At 42.1% G+C, this 26,661-nt stretch carries 22 protein-coding genes and 1 pseudogene; 18 read left to right on the forward strand and 5 right to left on the reverse strand.

Annotated features, from left to right (window positions below; translation table 11 throughout):
- Positions 1–23 precede the first annotated feature (23 nt).
- The 5 genes from NYE69_RS02400 to NYE69_RS02420 all read left to right on the forward strand — a co-directional run bounded on the left by NYE69_RS02400 (position 24) and on the right by NYE69_RS02420 (position 8,422).
- Positions 24–1,520 (forward strand): monooxygenase, encoded by a 1,497-nt coding sequence (locus tag NYE69_RS02400; protein WP_278739313.1) that lies wholly within the window; start codon positions 24–26, stop codon positions 1,518–1,520.
- A gap of 1,674 nt (positions 1,521–3,194) precedes the next feature.
- Entirely contained in the window at positions 3,195–3,839 is a 645-nt protein-coding gene (locus tag NYE69_RS02405) for a hypothetical protein (RefSeq protein ID WP_340923493.1), read from the forward strand.
- Complete coding sequence (locus NYE69_RS02410) at positions 3,799–4,974, forward strand: hypothetical protein (RefSeq protein WP_340923496.1); 1,176 nt, start codon at positions 3,799–3,801, stop codon at positions 4,972–4,974. Before NYE69_RS02405 ends, NYE69_RS02410 begins: the two co-directional genes overlap by 41 nt.
- Before the next feature lie 331 nt (positions 4,975–5,305).
- Positions 5,306–6,955 (forward strand): class I SAM-dependent methyltransferase, encoded by a 1,650-nt coding sequence (locus tag NYE69_RS02415; protein WP_274337811.1) that lies wholly within the window; start codon positions 5,306–5,308, stop codon positions 6,953–6,955.
- Positions 6,956–7,225: 270 nt separating this feature from the next.
- Positions 7,226–8,422, forward strand: coding sequence for a phospholipase D family protein (locus NYE69_RS02420; RefSeq protein ID WP_340923502.1), 1,197 nt, complete (start codon positions 7,226–7,228; stop codon positions 8,420–8,422).
- Positions 8,423–9,018: 596 nt separating this feature from the next.
- On the opposite strand, the pseudogene NYE69_RS02425 reads toward NYE69_RS02420, so the two are convergent.
- The 3 genes and pseudogenes from NYE69_RS02425 to NYE69_RS02435 form a co-directional block, all read right to left on the reverse strand.
- Positions 9,019–9,171: pseudogene (locus NYE69_RS02425) on the reverse strand (DUF2188 domain-containing protein); the annotation flags it as partial.
- 62 nt (positions 9,172–9,233) lie between these two features.
- The gene (locus tag NYE69_RS02430) at positions 9,234–10,394 is read right to left on the reverse strand and encodes a helix-turn-helix domain-containing protein (protein ID WP_340923505.1); all 1,161 of its coding nucleotides are present in this window, start codon (positions 10,392–10,394) and stop codon (positions 9,234–9,236) included.
- A gap of 32 nt (positions 10,395–10,426) precedes the next feature.
- Positions 10,427–11,176, reverse strand: coding sequence for a DUF5986 family protein (locus NYE69_RS02435; protein ID WP_340923509.1), 750 nt, complete (start codon positions 11,174–11,176; stop codon positions 10,427–10,429).
- 396 nt (positions 11,177–11,572) lie between these two features.
- On the opposite strand from NYE69_RS02435, the gene NYE69_RS02440 reads away from it, so the two are divergent.
- The 3 genes from NYE69_RS02440 to NYE69_RS02450 are packed head-to-tail and all read left to right on the forward strand — an operon-like array spanning position 11,573 to position 13,440.
- Positions 11,573–11,995: a hypothetical protein gene (locus NYE69_RS02440; RefSeq protein WP_274337814.1), complete on the forward strand. Its 423-nt coding sequence runs from the start codon at positions 11,573–11,575 to the stop codon at positions 11,993–11,995.
- A complete protein-coding gene (locus NYE69_RS02445) occupies positions 11,992–12,408 on the forward strand; it encodes a hypothetical protein (protein ID WP_274337815.1) in 417 nt (138 codons plus the stop codon). Before NYE69_RS02440 ends, NYE69_RS02445 begins: the two co-directional genes overlap by 4 nt.
- Positions 12,409–13,440: a hypothetical protein gene (locus NYE69_RS02450; protein ID WP_340923514.1), complete on the forward strand. Its 1,032-nt coding sequence runs from the start codon at positions 12,409–12,411 to the stop codon at positions 13,438–13,440. It begins immediately after the preceding gene.
- 231 nt (positions 13,441–13,671) lie between these two features.
- Here the strand turns inward: NYE69_RS02450 and NYE69_RS02455 are convergent, their stop codons facing one another.
- Positions 13,672–14,040, reverse strand: coding sequence for a helix-turn-helix domain-containing protein (locus NYE69_RS02455; protein ID WP_274337817.1), 369 nt, complete (start codon positions 14,038–14,040; stop codon positions 13,672–13,674).
- Between the two features lie 220 nt (positions 14,041–14,260).
- Here NYE69_RS02455 and NYE69_RS02460 point away from each other — a divergent pair, with 220 nt between their 5' ends.
- From NYE69_RS02460 to NYE69_RS02505, 10 genes are all read left to right on the forward strand, one after another.
- Positions 14,261–15,841: a hypothetical protein gene (locus NYE69_RS02460; RefSeq protein ID WP_274337818.1), complete on the forward strand. Its 1,581-nt coding sequence runs from the start codon at positions 14,261–14,263 to the stop codon at positions 15,839–15,841.
- Positions 15,842–15,890: 49 nt separating this feature from the next.
- Positions 15,891–17,198 carry a hypothetical protein gene (locus NYE69_RS02465; RefSeq protein WP_274338500.1) on the forward strand — a complete coding sequence of 436 codons (1,308 nt, stop codon included), beginning with the start codon at positions 15,891–15,893 and terminating at the stop codon, positions 17,196–17,198.
- 315 nt (positions 17,199–17,513) lie between these two features.
- Positions 17,514–18,014, forward strand: coding sequence for a JAB domain-containing protein (locus NYE69_RS02470; RefSeq protein ID WP_274337820.1), 501 nt, complete (start codon positions 17,514–17,516; stop codon positions 18,012–18,014).
- 108 nt (positions 18,015–18,122) lie between these two features.
- Positions 18,123–18,779, forward strand: a complete 657-nt coding sequence (locus NYE69_RS02475) for a hypothetical protein (RefSeq protein WP_340923524.1) — start codon at positions 18,123–18,125, stop codon at positions 18,777–18,779.
- Between the two features lie 315 nt (positions 18,780–19,094).
- On the forward strand, positions 19,095–20,132 hold the full coding sequence (locus NYE69_RS02480) for a hypothetical protein (RefSeq protein WP_274337822.1): 1,038 nt from the start codon (positions 19,095–19,097) through the stop codon (positions 20,130–20,132).
- Positions 20,133–20,167: 35 nt separating this feature from the next.
- The gene (locus tag NYE69_RS02485) at positions 20,168–20,716 is read left to right on the forward strand and encodes a bifunctional DNA primase/polymerase (protein ID WP_274337823.1); all 549 of its coding nucleotides are present in this window, start codon (positions 20,168–20,170) and stop codon (positions 20,714–20,716) included.
- A complete protein-coding gene (locus NYE69_RS02490; protein ID WP_340923528.1) occupies positions 20,668–22,521 on the forward strand; it encodes a DNA primase family protein in 1,854 nt (617 codons plus the stop codon). Before NYE69_RS02485 ends, NYE69_RS02490 begins: the two co-directional genes overlap by 49 nt.
- A gap of 383 nt (positions 22,522–22,904) precedes the next feature.
- Positions 22,905–23,057, forward strand: a complete 153-nt coding sequence (locus tag NYE69_RS02495; protein ID WP_274337825.1) for a hypothetical protein — start codon at positions 22,905–22,907, stop codon at positions 23,055–23,057.
- An 11-nt stretch (positions 23,058–23,068) separates the two neighbouring features.
- On the forward strand, positions 23,069–24,628 hold the full coding sequence (locus NYE69_RS02500; protein ID WP_274337826.1) for a recombinase family protein: 1,560 nt from the start codon (positions 23,069–23,071) through the stop codon (positions 24,626–24,628).
- Entirely contained in the window at positions 24,625–26,295 is a 1,671-nt protein-coding gene (locus tag NYE69_RS02505) for a recombinase family protein (RefSeq protein WP_340923533.1), read from the forward strand. The genes NYE69_RS02500 and NYE69_RS02505 overlap by 4 nt, the downstream gene beginning before the upstream one ends.
- On the opposite strand, the gene NYE69_RS02510 is transcribed toward NYE69_RS02505, so the two are convergent.
- Positions 26,296–26,589, reverse strand: a complete 294-nt coding sequence (locus tag NYE69_RS02510; RefSeq protein WP_340923536.1) for a hypothetical protein — start codon at positions 26,587–26,589, stop codon at positions 26,296–26,298.
- Positions 26,590–26,661: the final 72 nt, after the last annotated feature.

Below are 26,661 nucleotides of genomic sequence, written 5' to 3' on the forward strand. Positions count from 1 at the left end.
GTTTAAGAAAAGAGGTTATTTATATGAAATATGAAGTCATCCTTATCGGTGGCGGACCTGTCGGCATGATGTTGGCTGGAGAATTGGCATTAGCCGGTGTAAAGGTTTGCGTCATTGAGCGGTTAAAAGAGACAACCCCATATTCGCGTGCGCTTACCGTACATCCACGAACTCTTGAAATATTAGATATGCGTGGAGTGAAATCACAATTAGTCAGTAAAGGCCGCTTACTTTCGAGAGGACATTTTGCCGGATTAGAAACTCCGTTGGATTTCTCGGTGTTGGATTCCTCTTCCAATTACACTCTCTTTTTACCGCAGAGTGAGACGGAGAAGGTGCTGGAGGAATGGACTCTTAGCCTTGGCGCCGAGGTCTGGAGAGGGGTTGAGGCTCTATCTGTGCATCAGGATGAGGATGGGGTCGACGTTAAGATCGCCGGACCTAAAGGTGAAACAACGTTAAGATCTGCTTATGTGGTAGGTACGGACGGAGCCAGAAGTTTGGTTCGAAAACATGCAAATATATCCTTTGAAGGTACAGACGCGACCTTCACGGCTATTCTGGGGGATGCCGTTCTATCTGATTTGGCTCCTATGAGTGTCATATCCCGGATTACAGATAAAGGTTTGGTCAGCATCATGCCGATCAACGATCATCTGTATCGGATCTTAATTATCGATATGGAGAGACGTAACATCTCTAAGGATGAGACCGTTACATTGGAAGAGTTTCGTTCATCGATCATCCGTACGACCGGAAGCGACCTGGGATTGAACGATGTGAAATGGATGTCCCGTTTCGGAAATGCTACGCGGCAAGCGGGGCGCTATCGGAATGGTCGATTGTTTTTGGCGGGAGATTCGGCGCACATTCATTTTCCCGCCGGTGGACAGGGAATGAACGTCGGCTTACAAGAAGCGATGAACTTAGGCTGGAAGCTTGCAGGAACAATCAAAGGCTGGGCTCCGGACTGGCTATTGGACAGTTATCATACCGAACGTTTCCCGTGGAATACGGCCTTGCTCCGGAATACCGAGGTCCAAACCCTGCTTCTGGACGTGACTCCTCCCATCACGGAACTGCGAAGCATGCTGGCTAATCTGATTCAAATACCAGAGGCTAATTATCAGATCGCTGCACAAATTTCCGCAATGGATGTACATTATGCTCCCGACGCCGAAGCGCCTTCCCATCCTTTAAATGGGAAACGGTTCAAGGATCTCAGATTAAAGCTGAAAGACGGGCAATTGATTAACTCCTATCCGTTCCTGCACAAAGGTACTTTTCTTCTGTTGCATTTCCATTCTAATGAACAGAATAGCGGCCAATGGGAAACGTATAGCAACCTCCAAGTTTTACATGCATCTTTGGCTGAGGCAGACGCGGATTGGAACGACGTCCACACGGCACTTATTCGGCCGGATGGACATATTGCCTGGGCGATTTCTCTATCAGATCCGAATCCGATGCAAAAAATAAATGAAGGAATCACTCGCTGGTGCGGAGACATTACGGATTAGTGATTCGTTTGAGGTGTGTAACCGCCTCCCCCTATACCCGGCTAAGGCAAGGTCTGTAGATAATTGAACAAGCACTGTCCTTTACGTCAATGGAATCAAGTTCTTGTCCTTAGATTGGATAAAACTTGATTCCTTAAATTCCTCTAGGTTATGGCTATCTTAGCTTTGAAGACACGCTCTAGTGGAAAAACGTACCGCCAGTTCATTTTCGCCGGGAAGCATTCCGCCTCACTTCTCAACCTTAGAATTTTACGTTGTATAGTAATTTCGCTTCAACCATAATTTTAGCCCTCCGCTTTACCACTATTTGTGATACGGTTCACCGTATCATCTTAAAGGCGAAATTCCTTGTGACGCTGCACTCTAAATAATCCCCCCCTTTGGGTGGGCTCCATCGTAGTATATCCGTAAACAAAAAAGAGGGTTGAAACGATACAATGTACCATTTCAACTCCCTTAACCGAGGGCTACATGACCTTTCCCCCATTTGATGTTATAGCCTGCAATCGGATTTTTCAGTATTTACTGATTTGGCAAGGCGTGACTCTTTAACCAACTGTCTGATACTAAGTAAATACTCATGCGAATTAGCAGTCGCAGCTTCTCCAGGAATCGGAGCAGACTGTTGTAAATCTTTTGGAAGGATTCGGCTCTGTCACTAGTTGAACCCCTGCCGCTAAAGTCAAACGCAGTAATCCAAGAAGTTAAATGATCCAACCAAATCCTCTTTGTAGCTATTTCAAGTAACCCTGGACAACTTATATTCCTAGAGTAAAGGGCAGAGATTTTCTACCCCTCCTCATCAAACCGTACGTGAGGTTTTCCCTCATACGGCTTTCCGATGTTCTTCCTTCATGTGCGTGCTGCAGTTACTGCATTGGCTACATGACATAGCTTCTCTTGGAGTTATTGAGCGTTTTCCTTGCGTGTCGTTAGCCCTTTGGGCATTCACGAACTCGTACCTCCTTGATTAGTTCGAACAAAGCAAGGCTCCTTCCCTCCCGGAGGTTGTGTTGTCCTGCGTTCCTCGGTAGTATGAGCCCCTCGGACTCCCTTCCTGCAGACAATTCACTTCGCATTTCGTGCTTATAGAGCGTCTCTTTACGGTTTCAAAAAAAATCCCGTGCAGGGGAGGGTCTCTCCAGTTCACTGCATCCTCTTTCATTCCATGCCGATCCCCTCTTCGCTGTCACTCCAAGTTCATAACAGCTTCCATGGCCTTCATCTATATACCCAAGATTCGGCTTCCTCTTCTCCCTCTTGCGAGGCCTTTTTGACGACGCGGCAGGATTCACTTCATGTTACGGCCTGACATGTTGCTCGCCCTGTCTCTGACAGGTACTTTGGTCGATTCGCTTTTACGCACAGATTTCGCCATACGCAAGAATCCTAACTACACGGGGGCTTGGCCCCTCCCGTGACCGGACTTTCACCGGCTAGAAGATGCGTGCTTGGCTGGGCACGCTTTACAAAAAAGAAACCGCCTTATAAAATAGGCGATCTCACTAAAGGAACAGTGACTTTATATTAGATACGTTTATTAGTACCTAAACCCATAATATTCACAATTTTTAAGCAGCAAAGTTTCCTCCTCTACTAAATATAGTGGGTAAATCGACATAATTGCCCATGATATGGTACTATAGTAGCAAAGATTGTGGGAGGCCTGTATTAATGATAGATCGTTTATTATTGAATGAGGCGGCTTATTTTTATCGTAGTTCAGGCAGACTTACTTCAACTCTCATCAATACAGTTTTTCAGTCAGTTGCCAAAAATAAAACTGGACGTTTCGTGTATAAAGTTGTAAACGAAACAAAGAATTATGGAAATAAAGTTATCAACTTTTCATTGTGCATATTTAAAACGAAAGGAAAGCCTAGCTTCTTAGATTCAGAAGGTACTGAGGAAGAGCAAAAATATTCTTACGTATTACTGATACATTATTCTAACATGTTGATTGTTAGCAAGAAAAACGCCAGTGGTGTAGAGAGGCTTCTTTCGGAGTACATAAACGAAATTGATTATGTCACCATCTCACGATTGTTTCTTAGTGACAGGGCATTTTTCGAGAAGTTTTCAATGTCAAATATGGATGTTAGCGACAATGCGGTAAGAAGAAGAAATATTGAAGCTATTGACCTTAAGAGTTCATTTTCGCCTATATACGCTAGCAAGTACATTTTAAATTCCATCAGAATAAAAGACCAGGATAGCAATAGGATTACACTTGCTTTAAATACCTCAAAAATAAATCGATTGGGTAAGAAGGGGTCTTTTGAGGATTACCTACAGTTGGGTCATTCAGGTAGTGGATAAAATTGAGAATTTCCAACCGCAGGAGAGCTACTTGGACAACTTCTCCACTCCTATAAAAGTTCAAGAGACCTTAGGTCGACTTGTTCCCACAAGTATTCTTTTCCACTTTGGAGAGTTATTAGATCAATTAGATAGGGGCGATGTTGAACGTATTGAGTACCGAGTCGACGATCAAAAAATACGTTCCATTGATTTTCAGCATTTTATAGGCTCCTTTAATACTTTTTGCGAAGTTAGTGTTAATGAAGTTGAAGGAACCGAACGAGCTATATATCGGGTAACAAACCCCATCGATAAAAGATTGCAATTAAAGAAACTTAAAAGTTCCATGAGAATCAGCTCGTCTAAGCTAAAAAACATCTACATTGTTTATGCCACATCCGAAATAAGACTCATTGACTACATAAATAACACGCAAAGTTTTATAGTAACATTTTCTGAGTTTGATGTTGTATATACAAACAAAAGGTTGTTTAAAGACAACAAACTACTTGCAAATTTGGACACTTTTATAAATGTTTTAGAAGAGTATCCAGCGCTTGGAAGTATCCTTTCAGAAAAAGGAACCGTTGAAGCAAATATGTCTCGATTTGAGAGTAATACTCTCTTCGACTTTGTTGATTCAGTCCTAGCACTTGACTCGGATTATCTATTTTGTGACGACCTTGGAAATGAATTTGCTGACTTTATCTCCATTTATAATCAAAGAAGCGTTTGTTTTTATCATGCAAAGTATGCATCATCCCAATTTTCAGCTAGCGACTTCCAAGTTGTAATTGCTCAAGCATTAAAAAATATAGGGAACATGATTCCATCAAGCGCCCAACTTGAACAGAAAAGAGAACGTTGGAATTCTCTATACTCGAGGTCTAATATTGCAATGATGCGGAAAGGAGACAGCGTTGAGAATGGAATTGTAAGCTTCACAAAAACGCTGAATCATCCTAACGCAACAAGTCATATATACATCGTAGTAAACTATATTTCAAAAAGTAGAGTTATATCTGAGCTCAATGAGTTAAGAAAAGGTGGTAACACTTCGGCACAAACTATTCAACTGTTTTGGCTACTCTCATCCTTTATTTCTACGTGTAAAGAGTTGGGGTTCCAAGCTCATATAACCTGCAAACCTTAAGAATATCACATATAAAAGTTGCCCCCTTCCCAGCAGAACGAACGTTCGCGTCTTTCTTGACAAAACTCTATCTATGGATTATGCTAATACCAACGTGAAGCACACGTAAATCAAGGGTCCCCCCTTGCTTACGTGTGCTTTTTATATCTGTAAATGGAGGCAGAAACGGTTTCCACCTTTCAATACTGCTGCCATGTTTACTCCTGTATATTTGACAGCCATTAAAGCTCCGTTTTCATTAAACTAGTTTTATCGAGGACACGTTGCGGATCTATATATATTCAAGGCAAGAGCATTGTTTTGTGTTAAAATTATTGCGGGTGGTGAGTTGATGTTATTAAGAGAAAATGCTACAGCTGAAAAGCTACGGGGAGGATATTATACACCACCGGCTTTAGCTGATTTTATTACTAGATGGGGCTTTACCGATAATAATGTTCGTCGAGTGTTGGAACCAAGTTGTGGTGATGGAGCATTTGTTGAAAGTCTCCTAGCGGTTGAACAACCTTTCTCGTGTACTGCTATTGAAATTATTCACGAAGAAATGCTTAAAGTGCAGAACATGACCACAAGAAATGATCATTTTACTGTGATGCACGAAGATTTCTATTCTTGGTACAGAGAGAATTTAAATGGCGAGAAGTATGATCTTATCGTCGGAAATCCCCCATATATAAGATATCAGTATTTATCTGAAGAGCAAAGAGAAGAGCAGTCTCGAATCTTAATATCTAATGGAATGAGATCAAATAAGTTAATCAACGCTTGGGTTTCCTTTGTAGTAGCTTGTGTAAGTCTGCTAGATAGAAACGGTAAAATCGGCTTAGTTATACCGGCCGAACTCCTACAGGTTGCCTACTCAGAAGATTTAAGAAACTATTTAATGAGAAACTTGCAGCATATAACTATTGTTACGTTCCGTGAGTTAGTTTTCGAAGATATTGAACAAGAGGTTGTTTTATTATTAGGAGAGAAGGACGTTGAGCATGCGGAAGAACATCAGATAAGAATTCTCCAATTCAATAACATAATAGATCTTGTTGAAAACTTCGAGACCAATACCGTCCCTTTCGTAGATATTGAATTTACAAATACGAAATGGACGAGATATTTCTTAAGCACAAATGACAATGTCTTAATAAATGAAATCAGGCAAAGTGCTAATTTTATTCAGTTTAATGAGATAGCGGAAGTAGATATTGGAATTACAACCGGCAATAATGACTTCTTTTGCGTTGACCGTGCCACTGCCGAAGATTACGGATTGATCAATATCTCCAGGCCCTTAATAGCTAGAAGTGTTAGTATGGACGGAATATATTTCAACGAACAAGTTTGGCAAGCAAATGTTGATAGGGGAGCAAAAGCATATTTGCTGGACTTCCCTACTATTGATTTTGAACAGTACCCCGAAGGGCAAAGACGTTACATTAGTGAAGGTGAGGAGCGCGGCGAAAACACTGGATATAAGTGTCGCATTCGGAACAGGTGGTACCAGGTCCCATCGATCTGGGCGCCGGATGCTTTCTTCTTGAGAAGGAACTACCTTTATCCAAAATTCGTTCTTAATGATTTTAATGCTGTAAGTACTGATACAATGCATAGAATAAAATTTGCCGATGGTATTGATAGTAAAAGGGCTATTTTAGCTTACTATAACAGTATAACGCTTGCCTTTACTGAAATTGAGGGCAGAAGTTATGGTGGTGGCGTACTAGAGATATTACCGGGTGAAGTCGAAAAGATATTTGTCCCCAACCTGTTCCAAGTTGAACTATTAACAGACGATTATGTTGAACAACTATTACATTTGATCGATGACCATGTAAAAAATAACGATGACATACTCGGTATACTTCCGGAGATTGACAAGCGAATACTTGTTGAATTATTAAATATACCCGTAGAGACTGTCACCGCGTTCAGGGACATGTGGTTATTATTACGAAACAGACGGTTAGAACGGGGAAGAAAACGTTAGCAACCCCCAATATATTATTCAACCTATTCAAAAGAGTCCTTTCCTTAACGGGGAGGGCTCTTTTTTATGTACTTACCATTATACCTCTGCAGCTTAATTTAAAAATTCTGTAGAATGTCCACTCGATATTTCTACAGTAAAACATGGATATTCAACGATAAATAGCAATAAATCGCACTTTTCACTCCAGGTTTAATAAATCCCGCTTGATAATTTCTGTAGAATATAATATGCTATACCTACAGAAACCAAGTGGGGTGACATGCAATTATGGCTAAGATGCAGTTTTTAATGCAAGGAATGAACGCTGAATTTAACCACAAGAAAGCAGTGGAGGATTTACTGTCGCTTGAAAATGCCAATCAAATTATCCTTAGTACGGCCTTTCTAACCAGTGAAGGGGTTTATTTGCTTAGAGAGCCCCTGCAGGCTGCTAATGATAAAATAACAGCCTTTATTGGGGTGAGAAACGGTATAACATCCAAGCAAGGTTTTGAGAGCTTATTTGAACTAGGTGTGGAAACTTACGCTGTTGACACGGGAAGCAGCAGATTTATTTTCCATCCCAAAGCATTCTTGTCAATGAACTCTAACAAGGCGGTTTCTATTGTTGGAAGTGCAAATTTAACTTATGGTGGTTTAGTAAATAACTTGGAGTCGAGTTCCGTCACAGAACTCGATCTGAAAAACAATTTTGATGACAATCAATATGTTCAAAGCTTCATTAACGTATTTGCTGAATTAAAAGCTAACTTCCCAGAGAATGTTATAAAAATCGGTAGCAAAGAAACTATCCAGCTGTTGTTTGACGAAGGAAAACTTATTGATGAATCGGAACCTAAAAAGATATCAAATGTCGGCAGAAATAAAAAGGGTGAAGAAGTAACCCCTGTAATGCTGCTAAAACGCGAGAAGGTGTCTTTACCTGCCAAGGCAAGAAAAGCGGCTAATAATATGGATCGTAAGCACCAAGTAGAGCAAACGGAAATCTTAGATCCCGCTACTGTTGCAATCTTGGATAATAAAAGTATGGAACTTAGGGAGGTATGGATGAGTAAAGAATTAAGAGAAAGGGATTTGAATGTGCCTACCGGTACTACAACAAATGTTACCGGCTCCATGCTCTTAAAAAAGGGCCAGTATGATATAGACCAACAGACTTACTTTCGTGAAGATGTCTTTAAACACCTCAACTGGAGTAATAGGCCAGGAAAGGACAGCCATTTTGAGTACGCAACAGCAAAGTTCCACTTCATTATTGAGGGAATAAACTACGGTGAGTATAAATTGGAACTTAAGCACGACACAAGAACGGATACCAAAACGTACGAGCAACGGCAACCTATGACCCACCTCTTGTGGGGCAATGCCAAGAAACTTATTGCCAATCGCAATCTGTTAGAGAAGCACCTTACTCTGTTTCAGGTTCTTGGATCTGCAGATGAGTTTTTAATTGAAATTCAGTAGGAGCAAACTAACCCCATGACGCTCAAGGCGTAATGGGGTTAAGTTTGACGAAAAAGTTTTAAGGAGAAATTAAGTGAGTTGGGTTGCAATGAAAAATATAAAGCGCCTTAAAAGGCAGAATTTGAACAGAAATCCAAAATGGCGATGGGAACTGGATTATGTTAGTTTCAGCTCTAAATCATTCAATAAAGGTCAAAGAAAATCATCAACTATACTCTTTAAACAGAAGGAAATACCTCTCCTGCATGATAAGGATATGCTGGTTTTTAACACTCAACGCGTGTAGATATTGTGAGAGACAAATACTTCGTACCTACAGACCATGTGGGGACATTAACACCGTGTTCATGGAAATGACATCTTGATGTCTGAAATCTGGAAAATCAAACAGCAGAATTTATATTTTATATGGGAGGATCTCTGGGTAGAGGGGCATCCTAATCTTTCATGGGCAGTATGATTTCCCGATCCGATTTTCCCGGTTCACGAGCTTGCAGAGTGCTATCTAATTTTCAAGCTCAGGATCCGTTCCTGACGCATGGAAAAGTGGAACAACCTGAATGGCCACATCAAGAACCTACATCGAACTTGGTGGATTATGGGTCATTTCCATAGCTATTTTTTTCCCTAATCTGACCACTTTCGCGACGAATCACAACTTCTGATCGTTGGTTTCTGGCAATTTCAGTTGCTCGTGATATAGCTTCTGCCTGAGTGTTTGTTCGTACAGTTGCTCTTTCATTACCGGCTCCTTTTACTTGCTAACCACCATCATGATGTGGGGTCACATGTTGGTTACTTTTTCATCTTCCTATTCCTCCTTACTCTCTTTTCTTTTTAAAGTTACTATTGGACTCCCTTGATTTTTATTATTAAGAGTCCCCTTTTGAAGTCCCAACAGAGCCTCTATCTCGGACCTGTTTAGGCTCAGTCCATGGCGGGAAAGTTCTAAAATAAGCTGATCACCGGATAATGCATCATTTGTAATAAGAACATCTATTGCCTTTTTAAGTACCGTTGGCTGCGGGACTGCAATAATATCATCCAAAGGCTCTTTCGTCCTCCAACCCCTCTTTGAAATCTGTCTCAGAAGATATTGATACTGATTAGAGTTGATTACCTTCAATTGATGTGCTCGCATTACCATTGCAGCTATGGATACTTTCCATTTCTTTTTCAATTCAACGTAAAAGTCCAACCTATTTGGGTAAATTAAATCACTAACAAACGAATCTCTTGGTAACAATAAAGCAGCAGCAAATTGATTTGCTTCTTGTTCTAGCTGACGAAACTCTTCTCTCGAAACTTGTTCCAAGTCTAATGACCAATCATGAAGTATTATATGACCGAGCTCATGCGCAGCATCAAATTGTCTTCTAGCAGCGCTATTTTTATCGCTTCCAAGCACAACAAAATAATATTCATTTCCGTTAACTTCTTGTCGCTGACTGAAAGCATCGATTGTCCTGCCTTCCGTAGCAAAAGAAGTGACAACAAAACCATACTTCTCTAATTGACGAACCATATTAGCAATTGGATCTAGCCCCAACCCCCAATGCTCCCTTAACTGTAACGCCTTTTCTTCTATGCTTGCGTTATAATCAATTTTAGGAATATATAGTTTAGGAAAGTCAATGTATCTGTTAAGAAAATGATATATTCTTGATAAAACTTTTATCTTCTCGACCTGTGAAAGTCTATCTTTTTTATTTGTTGTGAGCAAGGCTCTAAAATATGTGTTACCGACTTTTACTTTATCTTTATCTTCCTCATAAAAATAATCACGCGGGAATCCAAGTGCACTAATCAACTTTAATAAGGTTTCTAAGCTCGGATTCCCTTTATCATTCTCATATGATGAAATTGCTTGCTTTGTAACGTCAGCAGCCTCTGCCAACTCGGCAATGGTCATTGATCTATATATACGGGCGGCTTTTAATCTTTCACCGTTAAATACTTTTACATCAGGCATTTATGTCTTCCTCCCTAAAGAACCGCCACATCTCAATCTTCTTCGCCTTTTACATTATTGCCATCTTTCTTGAGATTAACCAAGGAATCATCATGTGTCTCAGGTTGATCCTTAAGCTTCAGCGGTATATCTTCATCCTCCTCTTCAGCAGGAGTATATTCAATTGTAACAGAACTTGAACCATAGTTCGTAGGCATAAACTCGCTCCAATCAACCTCATGGACAACTCCAAGTTCCGAGCTGGGTATAATAGCTGAAACAGACGTTATATCATCCTTAGAAGCTGAGAAGCCGATAACAACGAATCGTTCTATTTCATCTCGATGCTCCCGAACTATTCGATGTAGAAGACTCCTTACTCCTTCATTCCAAGTTTCATCCTCAAACAGATGAAGTTGATCTTCAGCGGCATACAAGCCGTCATTAAGCAAGGCAAGGGCGTCTATGTAATGAGCAGTGGAACGTTTTTTTCTTTGATCTTGTAATTGCTTAAATCGCTTGTGTTTCATAAGAGTGTACAGATACTTTAACTCAGTATCATAAAGTAATACGAGTGTCCACCGGCCTCTTTTTACTTTGATTGAAATTAATCTTTCGTCAGCAGCATTTCTAATTAGATTTGAATTAATAAAATCCCATACCAGGAAATCGATCCCGTTAAAGGACTCCAGTTCGAATTCTTTAATAAACTCGTTAATATCAATTCTTTTCGCGTCAGTTATGGCCTGTATTACAGAAATCTTATAATCATCCGGAAGAAGCTTGAAATCCTCATCAACCATTTACTTAACACCTCCCAATCTATATTTTTATTTTACATAAATATTAGAAAAAGTCAAGTTCATGACTTGTTTGTTTTATTTTTGATAAAATTGGGATTATGAATTCCTCACTTTAATTAATTCTAAACATCATTAATCACAAATATTAAACAAAGCTAACTCGCCAATAATCTGAACTACAATAAAATATATGCAAGATTAATATTTCCTAAACAGATAAGGCGATTGCGATAGAATCGTACATTATTTCACGTAACAAAATACGAACTTCTTTATTTCCTTAACTTATACCTATCTCGTTCGTTACAATAGACCATATTAGTTCAAATATGAAATCGCCACAAAAACTACATCAATCATATATTATTACTATGAATATAATACAAGGAGGACTACATGGATAATAAATATAATCAATTGCTATCACTACTTGAAAAGACGTTTAACTCTGATGGCGACATCTACATCCTTGCAATCTCAGAAATACAAACCAAATATGTAGTTAGAGAGCGATCCGTACACCAAGTGCGGATCGCTCTTACTTTTCAGGAAGGTAACACAGTAAATCCTTATTATGACGGCACGGATCTATATGTAACAATGAGCGAGGACAAAATTCAATTCGCTCTCGAAGAAAAATGGGCTGACGGCCCTCCGGCTGTCGAGGGAAGCCCTATTGAGCTTGCGTTAGGATGGGTGTCGGAGCTGGCTGAACCATTTTATGTTTCGCCAGAAGCACTTGCAGCGGCCAAATCTCACAACCCGATCCATAACAGAGACTCCAGAAAAGAAGATGTTCAGGAGGGATCAGATACATGATTGATCTTACGTCGGACAAGGCAATTTTAAATCTGTACGCGAGCAAATCATTTCCCCACCCCTGCTTAGTATTTATCCAGAATTACATGCAACAAATATGTTTGGCACTTGAAGACGAACCCTTCCCACCTCCTGGTCAATGGTTCTTCCTATTGGAGACAACCGACAAGTTAATCCCTGCTCATGATGACCAGATGATATTTTTATGTGCATTGGGTACGTTTTACCCCGAATTCATCGAACAACATACCTTTGACGATGGCAGTAGCCTCTTCAAAATCTACATCATGCTGGACAACGAGTGCAGCATGACGTTTTTTACGTTACAAGGCTTCCACTCCGAAGAGGCAGAGCATTGGCTAATTACTAATTCGATTGGAACTTATCAACTCACAAAAAGGAGTAGTTTTTGAATGTCCCTACAACTCACTGATGCAAAAAGGAAGGCTCTCATTGCGCTTATTAAAAACCATCATGAGCAGCACTTAGCCCGTTTCCCCTTTGCCAAATATCCGATCGAACCGTTGGACGTCTGGAAGCGACAATTCAGTGATCCTGCAAACGTCGATTCGAATACACTGCGGTCTGCCCTTTCTTGGTCTTGCGGCAAATGGCAGCAGCAAAGTATTCTCTATTCTTATAAAAAGCTTCATTTGGCTGTTGTCAGTCACTGGAAGGGGTTTGTCGAGCAAATTGAACCGGAACCAATACGTATCATCAATTATTGGACAGATTTGCTTGGAAGTGGGGAACACGCATTCAATACCGTTGCCTTTCTCGCCCATCTTCTATGTCCCGAGCAGGTAGAGCTTGCTGATTCCCGCCGGATCAAAGGCATGAACGATTTGTTCATGGAAGTAGAGCTATCAGACGAATGCACAGATTTTGAGAAAATTTCTACTGCTGTGGATCAATATACCCAATTTTACCGGCTGCTCTTACCTAAGATGCAACCCATCCTCGGCGATAAAACTCCCTTGAAGCTGAGCCGTTTTTTGTATGCCTATGGATATCGTGAAGTCCTTAAAACCAGCAGCCTTGAGCCTACCGTAAGTTCACTTGATTGGGAGAAAGTCGATAGTAGCCGGTTTAACATACATCTGATTTCGGAAAAAGCAAATGCAGATATTTTGTTTGCCTGCCTGTTACTTACATTAGAAACAAAGAAAGAAAACACTGATAAACTTACCGTACAAGACATAGTGGGCTTAATTCCTCTTGGTAGCGGCGGAATTTGTAATGCCGGTAGTTACAACTATGCTCTAATCTCCATGTTCGGAAGGCAAAAAAACAGGGACTATTTCCACTTTGATGATCCTGGCATTGTCGATATATTTACGCAACAAGCCAACCAGTCTACCCGGGACATGAGATTCTATGACAGCTATGCAGATCATATCGTCACCATCAATCCAAAATACATTAAAAATAATAATAAGCTGTGATTTTTAGTAATTAGTGAAAGTAGGTTAATTGACCCTGTTCGAACACGAGACAATTCAGTTTTCGATATTTACAAAGGTCTTTATCTGATACCAAAACCTCGGCGGTACTTAAAGCTAACTTCTCGATAATCAAAAAGGCTTGCGGTCTAATTTAGACTACAAGCCCTTCGCTTTCCTTTAGTATTCCGCCTCATTAATCTTTAAAAGAAATCTGTATGGTTGATATGCCGATCAATACTTTTCCTTTTCCAATTCATTATAGGTACTGATCATATCTTTAGTAATTCTATGGACCAATTTAACTTCTGCCAGACTTCTCTCTTCTAAAAGAGATAGGTGCATGCTGAGTATATGATGCTTTTCAGTTACCCCTTCCACTTCATCAAGTTGTCCGAATTTTAAAGCTTCTATCGGCTCAACCTCGAGTGCCGAGGCTATCTTTTCTAATGTATTCAAAGATATGTTTCGTTCACCGCGTTCTACCCCACCGATATACGAAACCTGCAAATCTGCGGCTTCTGCTAATTTTGCCTGGGACATCCCACGTAACAAGCGCAGTTGTCTAATTCGTGCCCCGACAAGTTGCAAAAAAGCTGACATTCCACCCACCCCTTATTAGTTAAGGGTAGGGAAATCAGCACTCACACAGAAAGATCATTAAACTATAAAATTCATTGATTAAAACACTTATTGTGCCTACAATGGGGATATATTACCTAAGTTAGTCCTTTGGTAGTATATCAGTCATATAAGGTCAAAGGTCTTCATGTGACCAAGACTACACTCAATTCGATCAAGAATAATTTAGAAGAGGTGTACAATGAACAGTCAAGAAATGACTCAAACAAACGAAGGCGCAGGAGGATACTCCTTTGTCTGGAATGGCGGCTTTAGTTATTTAACCTATCTTAAGAAGAAGAGCAATGTTGCTATTTTAAGTGACAGGCTCAGAATCACTGTGCAAAACTTTATTTTAGGTGCCTTTCCTAATAGTCCTAAGAGTACCGATATACCATTTTCAAACATTAAAAGCGTCTCACTCAGTTCCAAAATCAACTGGTTTGATCTTGTCTTCTCCATCCTGTTTGTTATTGTCACGTTAATCAGCATGTCGTTCTGGCCTCTCCTGCTAACGGCATTATTCATATGGCGAACGTTTAATACCTGTGTAAGTATAACCGATCACCAAGGCAATAAATTTCGCATCCTAACTGGCTCAAAAGCTGCCGCTAACAACTTTGTTCAAAAAATAACGAAAATCGTCAATACACACCTGGAAATAGCGGTAACCGCTGAAAACGGGATAAACCATGCAGTTTCGCAGCCGGTTATTCCAATCAAGGAAAGCAACAAGAAAAAAACTGCTTTTCTATTTGCTAGCGCGGCGGTCGTGGCTCTTGCCATTCTAATGGTTGCCATACAATCCAATGGCGGCACTGGAGACGGAGCGGACAATAAGTATGTCGAGTGGGTAAAAAATGGGGTCATCACAGGTACTGATTTAAAAATGAGCCAGGTGCTTGAGAATGATAAGTATTTTAGTAACGTTGAATGGAAGGAAGTCAAAGAAGAAGGCAACGATTTGGACAAGTTTGTCATGTACCAAGCGACACTTTCAGATCAAGACGTAAAAGTTTCCATCCGAACTGTTTTTCAGGTTTTTGGTGAAAATCATTTTGAGGCTGTAGAAACATCCTCTGACGGTGAAATCTTACATACCTCTGACTGGTATGTTTTTCTGGCCGATATGGTCGATAAGTACAAGGGTGTAGAGTCTCCAGCGACAGCAGAACAAAGCAACAAACCAGAACAAGAACAAACAGTAGAAGTTGAGGAAACAGCAACTCAAATAGAGAATTCTAATGTAGATTCCAACAATCCCGTAACACCTTCATCTGAAGAAATTAACTTGACAAGTTTCGTCAAATGGAGTCCCGCTGATCCTGATACAACGTTGCCTCTGCAGTTCGACGGAGAGAATGTAACGCTACAGGTTGGTTTAGATTCACCCAACGGCATAAAGGTTCTTGCAATGAGCGAAAATCTTGGACAAGGATGGAATCTCACTTTAGATACAAACGCGGATAGCGGAAGTCCCTTCGATGAATTTGGGGATCTGAGAGAAGGCTTTAGCCTTTACATTAACCATTACTATTTCGAAGATGATACGGCCCCTGAAATTGTCATCGCAGCTAGTGACGGCATGTTGGAAACTTACGTCTGGGTCTTCGGCTACAATTACACATTCACTGAAAATGGAACACAGCCGCTAGATCTTATTTGGTACGGAGAAGGACAATCGGATGTCATTCTCGAAGGTAACAAGATACTGCTTCCGTTTGGCTCTCAAGGCTTGTTTGACGAGTATGTATACAGCAACAACACATTCGTAAAACAGTGACCAGTGAGTATAAGCGGATATTCAAAAAGAACCAGGAGGCAAGCTACATATGAAGAGGTTTTACTGGAAGTCCATGCTATTCATTCTATTGACTTTTACTCTACTTCCTCTCGGCGGCATTGCCAATGCAAGTTCAGCGGCCGCAGAAAAGAGCAACTATTACTTCGTCTACAATAGTTCAAGGGTTGACGCTAAGGACCTTGCAGCTATTAAGCAGTACACCACTAAGTTCAAAGGCACCAACAATGTTTTGTTCGACGCAAAAAACTACAAGGAAGCTACTAAATTACTTGATGCCCTGAAAGCCCAGCAGAAGAAGATCGGCGGAAAAGTCGCCGGTGTCCAAATCTTCGGCGTGGCTAATGACGTTCCCTCTTTCTCGTATGTACATAAAGTACAAGCCATGGCACCCACCGAAAGATGGAACGGTGTCGAATTCAACGACAGTGAAACATTCGTTACCGACTTTTTCTACTCGACATTCAAGAACGACAGTAAATATCTGAATTCCGACATAGCTGTCTTTGATATTTTCGAAAAGAATACTCCACTCACCCTCATCCCCGAATGGCCTGTATCCCGCTTGCCTCTGACGAAGGGTGAAATTGCCGGATATGTAAACCGTTATGACGCTTACCGTAAGCAGATTGAAGGTAAGTCCGTTCCGACTGTTGTGCTGAGCGTTCCGACTAATATTCAGGATAACCTGGCACAAAACGATATGGCCTTCTTTACGAATCGTTTAAAGGACGAATTTGGCCTCTTCAAGAATTTTGGCCTTCGCACATATTACAAGGACTTGAAGGCCAATTTGGTGCAAGAGAACAAAAAGGGAGTCATGGACCTTGTCGTAAATAGTTTGGGTGACGGAGAAGGCGCGAAACAGAACAAGGAATTGTTTATGAGCCGCTCGACTGTAAAAAGCGGACTGACCTCTAACTATTACACCGCGTTTTTCTGGGGGTTGAGCCCGGCTAAGGGACTTGGTTCGGACAACATCATCCATGACGGCCTGACGAAGGGAAAGATGATTAACCCTATCTCGCATACTGGCATGGCGTCTAACGGGGGCGGAATGAATAACTACGTCTGGACTATGGTAGAAGAAAATGAACAAGGGCAATGGTTTGACTACGTACCTGTTACTTATGAGATGCTGCAGGAAATGAATCCATACTATTTCATCTATCACTACTATGCAGGACTTGATGAGGGGAAAATGCGGCTACAAAGTTTCCATGACGCTAAGGTCGAGTACGCCAATCAGATGTGGGAGCACCGCGACGTATACGGATACATGCAGGGATTCGAGAATGTCATTTCCCTACACTATCTTGGGTTGGCAGATTACGAGTAATGAATATATAAGGAGTTATCGGTGGTAATACCGATAGCTCCTTCTTTTTCTGATAACGCCCAGATGATTTATCACCATATTCAAGTTACTAAATGACAGGAATCTCTTTCATGAGACTATGCTTTCAAATATAGTTATAAGTGTATATTATAACCATGTATAACGCCGAGACGCTCGGCGTGCGGCACGTAGGAACATAGATACGGAACGTATAAAACGAAAGATACAAGAACCTTTACAGAAGTCATTATTATTCAGGCACCAAATCCATTAAACGGATTAGGTGCCTTCATATTTTTTAAGGAGGAGTAAGCTATGTACCCTTACCCACAGCAACTTGAAATGCCATTGGATAATTGCAACGAAAATAAACTGCCTGCCAAACGAGTCAATATCGTCAGCCTAAAGATCGTTAGGGAATCTTCGCTCCTCTACCCGGAGCGGGTCATTCGGTCACCCCTGGATGCCGTAAAGCTCTTGCAGTCATTTCTCCAAGATGCAGACAGAGAGTACTTTATTGTCGTTTGTCTGGACACCAAAAATCAAGTCAACTCGATTACAACAAGTCATATTGGCACTCTTAATGCTAGTATCGTGCACCCCCGGGAATGCTTTAAGACAGCCCTACTAAGCAATGCCGCAACAATTCTTATCGCCCATAATCATCCAAGCGGCAGTGCAACGCCTTCACCGGAAGACATCACCATTACAAAGCGACTATGTAAAGTTGGGGAAATTCTCGGTATTGAATTGCTGGACCATATCATAATTGCAGACACAGACTATTGCTCACTCAAGGAAAAGAATTATATATAACTATAACAGGACGGGGATTTTACCTCGTTCTTTTTTTCCATCCTCCCTCTCGACTTTGGACTACCTTCCTTATTCCTGATATCATTTACACGAAAGGGGCTAAATAGGGTGGAAACAAAACCGTACAATAGACGCACTCACTATTCAAAATCTAAAAAATCCAGTGAACCTAAAGATTACTATTCTCTAAGGTCGCTGTCCAAAGAGATATTCCCTTACATCAGCGAAGAACGCGCATACCGGAATACTCTTGCCAATTTCAAAGAAGCTTGTTCGCTTATAGGCAAAAGTGTGGATGATTATCGAACTAAGAAAAATTCACCGATTCGAATTCCTTCAAGCCAAAAGACGGCAATCATGCTCTTAATTCGTCATATCTCAATCTATAAAACCGGTCTTGCCTTCAAAAATCAGGATTATGACAAGATCACCGAGTACGCTAAGGATCTTATCGAAACAAAGGACGCTATTGATCGGGCTGATTTTGCAAATATGGAAAAAAACATGGATGATTATGCTAATTTTTACGATTTATTCTATAGTTCATCAGAGATTCGCCTCATTATTGCCCACCAATTGAAAATGGAAGTTACTGAACGCCTCATGAAGGACTTCACTTACATAGCCGAAAAAGTACCCGAAGATCGTGCCACAATGTATACTGAGTTTTACAGAAATGAGATTCAAAGGGCGATAAAGAAAGCCTCTGCTGTCATAAGGAAAATGAATGAAGAGCAATGGTACAATCAAATAGGAAATGAATAAATTGCATGCATAACAGCAGCCGAACGGCTGCTGTTTTTTTAGTATAGGAACGAACGTTTGTGTACTCAAACCACATTTCCACAAGAAAATAGTACATACTTTTCGATTATTGATCAATTTATGATTTGTCCATAAGATTTCGAAGCACCTCTCGTACTGATCAGCTTTGAAATCCTCCGTTCTTTGATAATCGAATAACGCTGGTTACCAGCGCTCTAGACAAGCGCCCGTTTCCAGCCATGGTTCATCGCAAGGTGAACAAATACCGCAGTGCAGATAGCAAGCGGTAAATCTAACTAAATGGAGGTTTTACTGATGGCAAATCGTATTCATGCAATCAAATTTCTGGAGAACTACGATCTTCAGAATCGGATCTTAAACATTAAGTCCGAAGCAGAGGTAAGTCCCTCACTACTGGATGAGTTGAAGTGTATTGAAGGCTTAGATTTGACCGACGCACAGCCCGACCTAGGCTTCTATCGGATGTTGGCTACCGAATACGACCGTTATCTGCAAGAAAAGCACTTGGATAACATTTCGCTGGTGATTACCGGTATCGACAACACCCCCTTTTCATCGGACAACGGTAAGCACCTCATAAGTGAAGCCTGTCGGCGGATTGAATCATCGCCTTTCGGTTCAAGAATGGATTTTTATGAGAGTGACTTCATAATCGAAGTTCTTTGGTTTCCAACAACACTTATCTGCTTTGGGGACTTTGATTCTAAACAAGTCGAAGAGGTTCGACTCAACGTTTACAACTATTTGGTCGATGTCTTGGGTCTCCTAGTGGAAGACGTGAGCTTCTCCGTTATTGATGGTGGAGGTGGCCGGGAGGATTGGTTCTACGATTACTACTTTCTCCCACGCAAAATCGCGGACATATTCAATGGGGCTGAAGGCCTCCTTGCGTCCTATCAGTCAGATGGAGAAAAGACGATCATGGGCTATTTTCGAGAAGATAATGACTTGGAGAACTTGAAGGCTGCTGTTCAAAGCCAACTCCCTGCGCCTATTGGCTTCGATATAAACCTTCCTGATAATTTTGAAGCCTCTACCCGCACAATCTTCTTTATGCCTACGTTCAGAATTAACCTGAATATCCCAGCGGGGCAATCTGCGGGAAAGATCCTTCAGTTGGTCAACCAGCATTTTGACGTATTGCAGACAACGGTGTTTGGTGGACACATTTACCTTGAATGCAAGTCATCAGAAGGCCCGTTTGCTAACACAGTTTCTGATATTGTCGCAAATATTCAGGAGATTCTCTCCCCATTCGTGATCCCGGTTCTCCACGATTTAAGCCTGGATGTGTTGAGCGTTCAGTTCATATTGACCTACACGGAATACTGATTTTAAAGAATTTATACCTGAAGGAGGTCAGAACTATGCAAACAATCATTAAAGCGATGTACGCTTATGCAGAGATGGGCTGGCCGGTTTTCCCCGTCTGTTCACATGACCATGACGGAATGACAGGTAGACATAAAGCCACTTGTGATCGACCGGGTAAACGCCCGTTAATCAAAAATTGGCAACATTGCAAAGCACCCAACGAAGAACGAATTAAAGAATGGATCGATACTTGGAGTTGCTTTAACATCGGACTTTTGCTTGGCAGTCCAAGTGGGCTCGTTGGTATTGACGTTGACGGAGAAGGCGGTAAACGCCTTCTCCGTCACCTCAGTGGAGGGGATCTGCCAACTACGTGGATGTTTCAAACTCCCAATAATGGAATGCGGTATTTGTACCGAATTCCCGATAAATACACTCTGAACAGCGACCAGACTCAGGATACTTCGCAAGCCCACAGTGAATGCCGTCTTCTTGGAGAAGGATGCCAGACCATCCTTCCCCCATCAATTCATGCCAACGGAGGTAGATACCAATGGATCAACAGCAGCTACATCCCGCAGCCGCTCCAGAATGGATGGTAAATAGGATGACTAAACAGACCAGAACCCTTACCGCCGATTCCAATCTAGCACTTCAAAAACTTGTCTCCCGTTGTAAAGTGTTTGCCGAAGACTGGACTACACAGCAGCAAAGCGGCCTCGATGAAGAAACATGGTTCAAATGGCTCTCACTTCTTTTCCACTCTGCTGGTGCCGATTCTGCATTGGAGTTTTCAAAGGCATCCATTAAGCATGGTCCACGCAGCCAAGAGCGGCTTAGGGACCTTCAAAAGTCGGAGAAAAAGAGATTTGTACGCTGCCGAACCTTGGGATGCGACGAACAAAAGATTGCGGAATGCTTTGCCGGTCAGTTGAGACGAAACGAGAAAGGTACAATAACCAATAGCCCGGCAAGATTTTTACTAAGCAGCTATACTGCCACAACTCCCTCCTGGAAACAACAGGTAGATCCTAGCCAAATTGGGCTTGAAGTTTCCAAGAAAACCGGAAGGTTAATCGGAATAAACGGCAATATTTACGCTCGGTACATTCTTCAAAAAAAACTTGATCTAATCTACTCAAATGATCGCTTTTACGTGTACCAGTCATCTGGCGTATGGAAGTTCGAAGATTCCAATAGGGTTTCCCGTATCCTTCGTGGAATACTGCATAGCTTTGTTCCTGACTCTTGGACCCCCAAGCTGGAATTAGACTATATTTCGGCGCTCAAGGTCGAAGCTCCACGGGTAGATAAAATGGATCCAAACCGAAAGATGATTAATTTGGCCAACGGTATGCTGGACCTTGAAGAATATCAGTTGGTCCCACACGATAAAAGGTACTATTCAACTATTCAGGTGCCCATTCATTACGATCCTACTGCTAAATGCCCGACGTTTCTACAATATCTGAGTGATATTTTCCAAAACGATCAAGAACTTATCGAATTGACTGCGGAAATGCTGGGATACTGCCTCACCACAGAAGTAAAGGCGCACAAAGCCTTTATCCTCTATGGAAAAGGGAGCAACGGGAAAAGTGTTTTGGCTGAGATATTGAAACGGCTTTGCGGAATCGAAAATGTCTCTTCTGTTTCACTCGGAGAGCTTGATAATTCCTTTGCCAGATCTGAATTGGTAGATAAGATTCTCAATCTCGCTACCGAAAATGAAGTGGGTAAATCCGGCTTCGACACGACCTATTTCAAATCAATCGTATCAGGCGATACAATCCGCGTGGAACGTAAGCATGAACAAGGTTTCAGTTACCAGCCGTTCTGCAAGCTCGTATTTGCACTCAATAACTTTCCTTACACAAAGGATAAAAGCTACGGCTTTCTCCGTCGCCTTGTAATCCTTCCGTTCAACAAGACCTTTAAAGAAGAAAAGGCTGACGTAAACCTACTGAACAAGTTGACGGAAGAGTTGTCAGGTATTCTAAATTTTGCATTGAGCGGCCTGAAACGACTGGAAGCAAACGGGTATCGCTTTACCAAGTCACAAGCCGCTAATAATCTTCTCAAGGAATTTAGCGAAGAGTTGAATCCTGTAGAATGCTTCGTCGATGAAATGATTGTTAAGGGTTCCCCAGAAGATCGCGTGAAAAACAAAGATATTGGAACCTCCTTCAAGCAGTGGTGCCAAAGGCAGGGACACGGATCATTGGCTCAATATTCCCAAATCCGGCTACTACGAAACATTCGTGAAATTCTCCAAAGCAAGGGCATCAAAACAGAGGTAGGCAACGCAGGGGATGGTCGTTACACCAAAGGTATCAAGCTAATGAAGAACCCAAATACTCTACTAAATGAAAGTGTTTCGGTAGGCGACATCGAGGATATCACCTAAACCAGTGTGCTGTCCCGGGTGGTTCGGTCTGCTGCGCTCAACTGTCGGTTTACAGCTTCTACTGACACAGTCAGGGCCCTTACGCGGCAAGGCTCTGATTAGACTAGTGTCGGTTGTGTCGGTCAAATGAAATATCCCCCCTGCCAAAAAACAGACCACCAGCATACACCTGTAGGCAAACAAACGGCTTACGGAACCGACACAACCGACACAACCGGCTGAAAAGTCCAGACCACGCAAGACATCTCCCGAAAGACAGTCTAAAAATCAAGCGCAACGGAAGCGAATGATTGCGTTACCCAGGTAGCAGGGGTAACAAAGCCCTTTTCAAGCTGAAATTATTAATTTGATACTATTAAAATCATCATTAAGGGGGAACAAGCATGAAGGAAACATTCGATCACACTGACCCTTCACACCATTTTGAGCTATTCATCGACATTCTGGCGGACATGATTTGCCACTACCTAAAAGCTGAGGATGTCTCCACTGGAGCGGACAAACTCTCTACTCAGTCGTCGCAAGAAGCAGCATAGAGGTGTCGTGCATGATAGTAAAAATGAATGCCGCACTGTATATAAGGGTATCAACGGATGAACAAGTCCATGGCTTTAGTCTGGAGGCGCAAAAAGCTGCCTTGTACGATCATTGCCGTAAATCGCAGACGAGTGTCTACAAGCTCTATGTCGATGCGGGACTTTCAGGTAAGTCCATTTCAGGCAGGCCATCGCTAACCGAGTTGCTGGAAGACGCTCGTAAAGGGCTCTTCCAGCAAGTGATTTGCCTTCGTCTGAACCGTCTTTCTCGCAACCTGACGGATCTACTGTACATTACCGAAATCTTTGAAAAGCATGATGTTACACTTCACAGCCTGACAGAACATCTCCAAACGGATACTCCCATGGGAAAGTTTGCCCTCCAGATGCTCGGCTCCGTTGCCGAGCATGAGAGGGCACAAATTGCACAGAATGTTCGCCTCGGAATGCAGCGGCGCAACAAGCTGGGCACGTGGAACAGCGGCAATCAGGTGCTTGGCTATCAGTGGATTCCACATTCAGTAAATCATAGCCTTTCCCGTGTTGAGATTATTCCCGACGAAGCGAAGCTAGTCCGTAACATTTTCGGATGGTACGACAGCGGTCTGGGGCTGAAAGCCATAGTAAATCGGCTAAATAGTAGCGGAGTTCGCACCAAAAGAGGAAAAACGTTTAGCTGCATTTCAGTACGCGGTATTTTAACAAATGTGAATTACATCGGAAAAATCTCCTACACCGACAGTAGCGCCCCGGGCCTTAAAAAGGTTGTAGAAGGAGAACACGAGCCCATCATTCCAATGAAGCTCTGGGAACAGGTTCAATTGCGACTGGCAAGCCGTTCACAACCGCCCAGTAAAGTCATTACCGATACATTCCCGCTTACCGGATTACTAAAATGTCCTGGATGTGAAAGCGGCATGGTTGCATCTCACGTTTCACGCACTCGAAAGAATGGAATGCGGCACATTGATCGGTACTATATATGCGGTCGTTACAGTTCTGGAGGCAGGGCAGTTTGTAAACCTCATCATGTGCGAGCCGACCAGGCTGAGAATTTGGTAGGCAGGCATATCCAGAATTTTCTTTGCCATCCTACGGTTGCGGAAAAATTGGCAATAGAACTTAATCAAAAACGGGATAGAAAACTGGAACCCTTCCGAAAACGGATTAATGAAATAGGAACTCAAATTTCCGCATTAAAGAAACGAAACCTACGTTGCTATGAGCTTTTTGAGGATGGGCACATTGACAGTCAGGAACTAAAAAACAAGCTTCTAAATCTCCAATCTGAAATAAGCATATTGGAACAAGAGCAGACCGAATTAGAGCGGAAGATCGACAGTGATCCAGAGCAACCTATTCCAATTGATCGCATTCGCCGCGTGCTTTCCGATTTTCAACCCGTATTACAAGGTGCAACACCCACACAGCAAAAATCATTGTTTCGAAGGATGATTGCAAAGATCACATTACCAGCTAATCGAGACATCAGCAAAGCAGTTATTCATGGCTCGGAAGCACTTCTAAATCTCAATATTCCAACAAATCAAATTGAAGGTGAACATCGATGATAGAGAAAAATCAAGAGTTGGTACGGAAAGTTGCCATTTATTCTAGGGTAAGCACGGAAGATCAGGCAGAAAATGGGTATTCAATTGATGCTCAACTTGATACTTTGAGAAAATACTGCGAGTTGTACGGGAATGAAGTCGTCGGTGAATATGTAGACCGAGGTGTCAGTGGTAAAAGCATAAAGGGACGATATGAGCTCCAACGGCTGCTGAAAGATGCCGAAGAAGCGAAGTTTGATGAAGTTATTGTTTGGAAATTCAATCGTATGGCTCGAAAAAATATTGATCTGCTTCATATTGTCGATCTGCTGGAGAAAAACAACATTGCTTTCCGTTCCTTTTCAGAGAATTTTGACACCGGAACCCCCATGGGCCGCTTTGCTCTTCAAATGATGGGTGCGGTAGGCGAATTGGAACGGAATACAATTGTTGATAATGTGAAAATGGGCCATCGCCAACGCGCAAAAACCGGACGTCATAATGGTAAGGTGCCCCTCGGCTATAAGGTCATTGAAGGAAAAGGCGATTCAAGGGAGAATAAATCGGTGGTTGTTGTGGTTGAGGAAGAAGCAGCCATCGTTCGCTATATTTTTGAGCAGTATGCCTCCGGACATGGCCTCAAAACCATTGCCAATCAACTGAACCACCGAGGCCACAGAACCAAAACCGGCAAGCCTTTCTCCACTACAGCAATCAGAGATCTTTTGGACAACCCAATGTTTATAGGCAAAATCCGTTACAATCGCTACGAAAACTGGGCAGAGAGAAGGCGTAAGGGTATAAGCAATGAGCCTATACTCGTTGATGGCAATCATCCTCCGATTATCACCGAGGAATTGTGGGATAAGGTAAAACTCCTGAGAAAAAAGAAGGGGTCATTGCCCAAGAAACGCTTTGAAGGAGAATATTTGCTTACCGGACTCATACGCTGTCCCGAATGCGGCGCAGCAATGACCGCCAGCCGCACGATCAATCGGTCAAAGGACGGCACAAAAATTACCCGAATGTATTATTCCTGCGGTCGGTTCCGTAGTCAAGGCAGTTCGGTCTGTCACGCCAACAGCATCCGTAAACATGAGGCAGAACAGGCCGTGACCTCTCGGATTCGCGAAGCGGCGGTAAATCCAAAGGTTCTGCAAAGAGTCGTTAAAAGAGTCAATGAACACCGATCTGGACGAGCCAAGCCGCTCCGCGATGAACTGGTTGCCATTCAGACCCGCATCTCCAAGCTGGAAGAAAAGAAACGAAAATACCTTGAACTATATGAAATGAACGACATAGACCGGAACTTGTTTTCAGAACGTTTGATCCTTTTAAACAAAGAACTCGATATCGAGCTTGCTCGCAGGTCAAAGCTGGAAGTGGAACTGCAAGACGATCAGGCAGATCCTGTACCCTACGAACTTGTACGTTCCCTTATGACGAATTTCGATGCCCTGCTTCAAAATTCACCATTTCAACAACGAAAGACCCTACTGCATCTCGTCGTTAAGAAGATCACGCTGGATAGTAAGCGCCGTGTAGAACATGTCGAGCTCATGTTTAATGAAGATACCGAAAAGCATTTTTTAAGTGTAGCCCCTTCCGCTGGCAACATGGCAGAAGGGGCCTTTCCTTTGTCTGGAAAGGCCCCACGGCTTAAGCAATTGATTTCTATTGTAATCTAATTACTCGTACTCTACCAAACCTTTAGCCTCCATAAAGGCATCTTCCCCGCCTAGAACTCCACCGACAATATCTTTAGAAACCTTCAACTTTTCTGCAATATATGCTTCCATTTCGTCCGTATCAATAATAATAGGCTCCGAATGTTCCGATTCATTTTCGGGTGGTCCATCCATAACCAGTCCCTTACTCCGTAAAAAATCCAATTCACAATCCAATATTACTTCGACGAGTTCCTCTGAATGACCTGTTTCTTGCATGATAAAATTAATGAGCTCTTGCATGTCCAGTTTCATAGAAGCGTCCCCTTTATTTAATTTGGCAGGCCTATCGTATACAAATCATTCTCGTTATGCAAGGATTTTGTT

The organism is Paenibacillus sp. FSL R5-0527, from assembly GCF_038008055.1.
GTDB lineage: Bacteria > Bacillota > Bacilli > Paenibacillales > Paenibacillaceae > Fontibacillus > Fontibacillus macerans.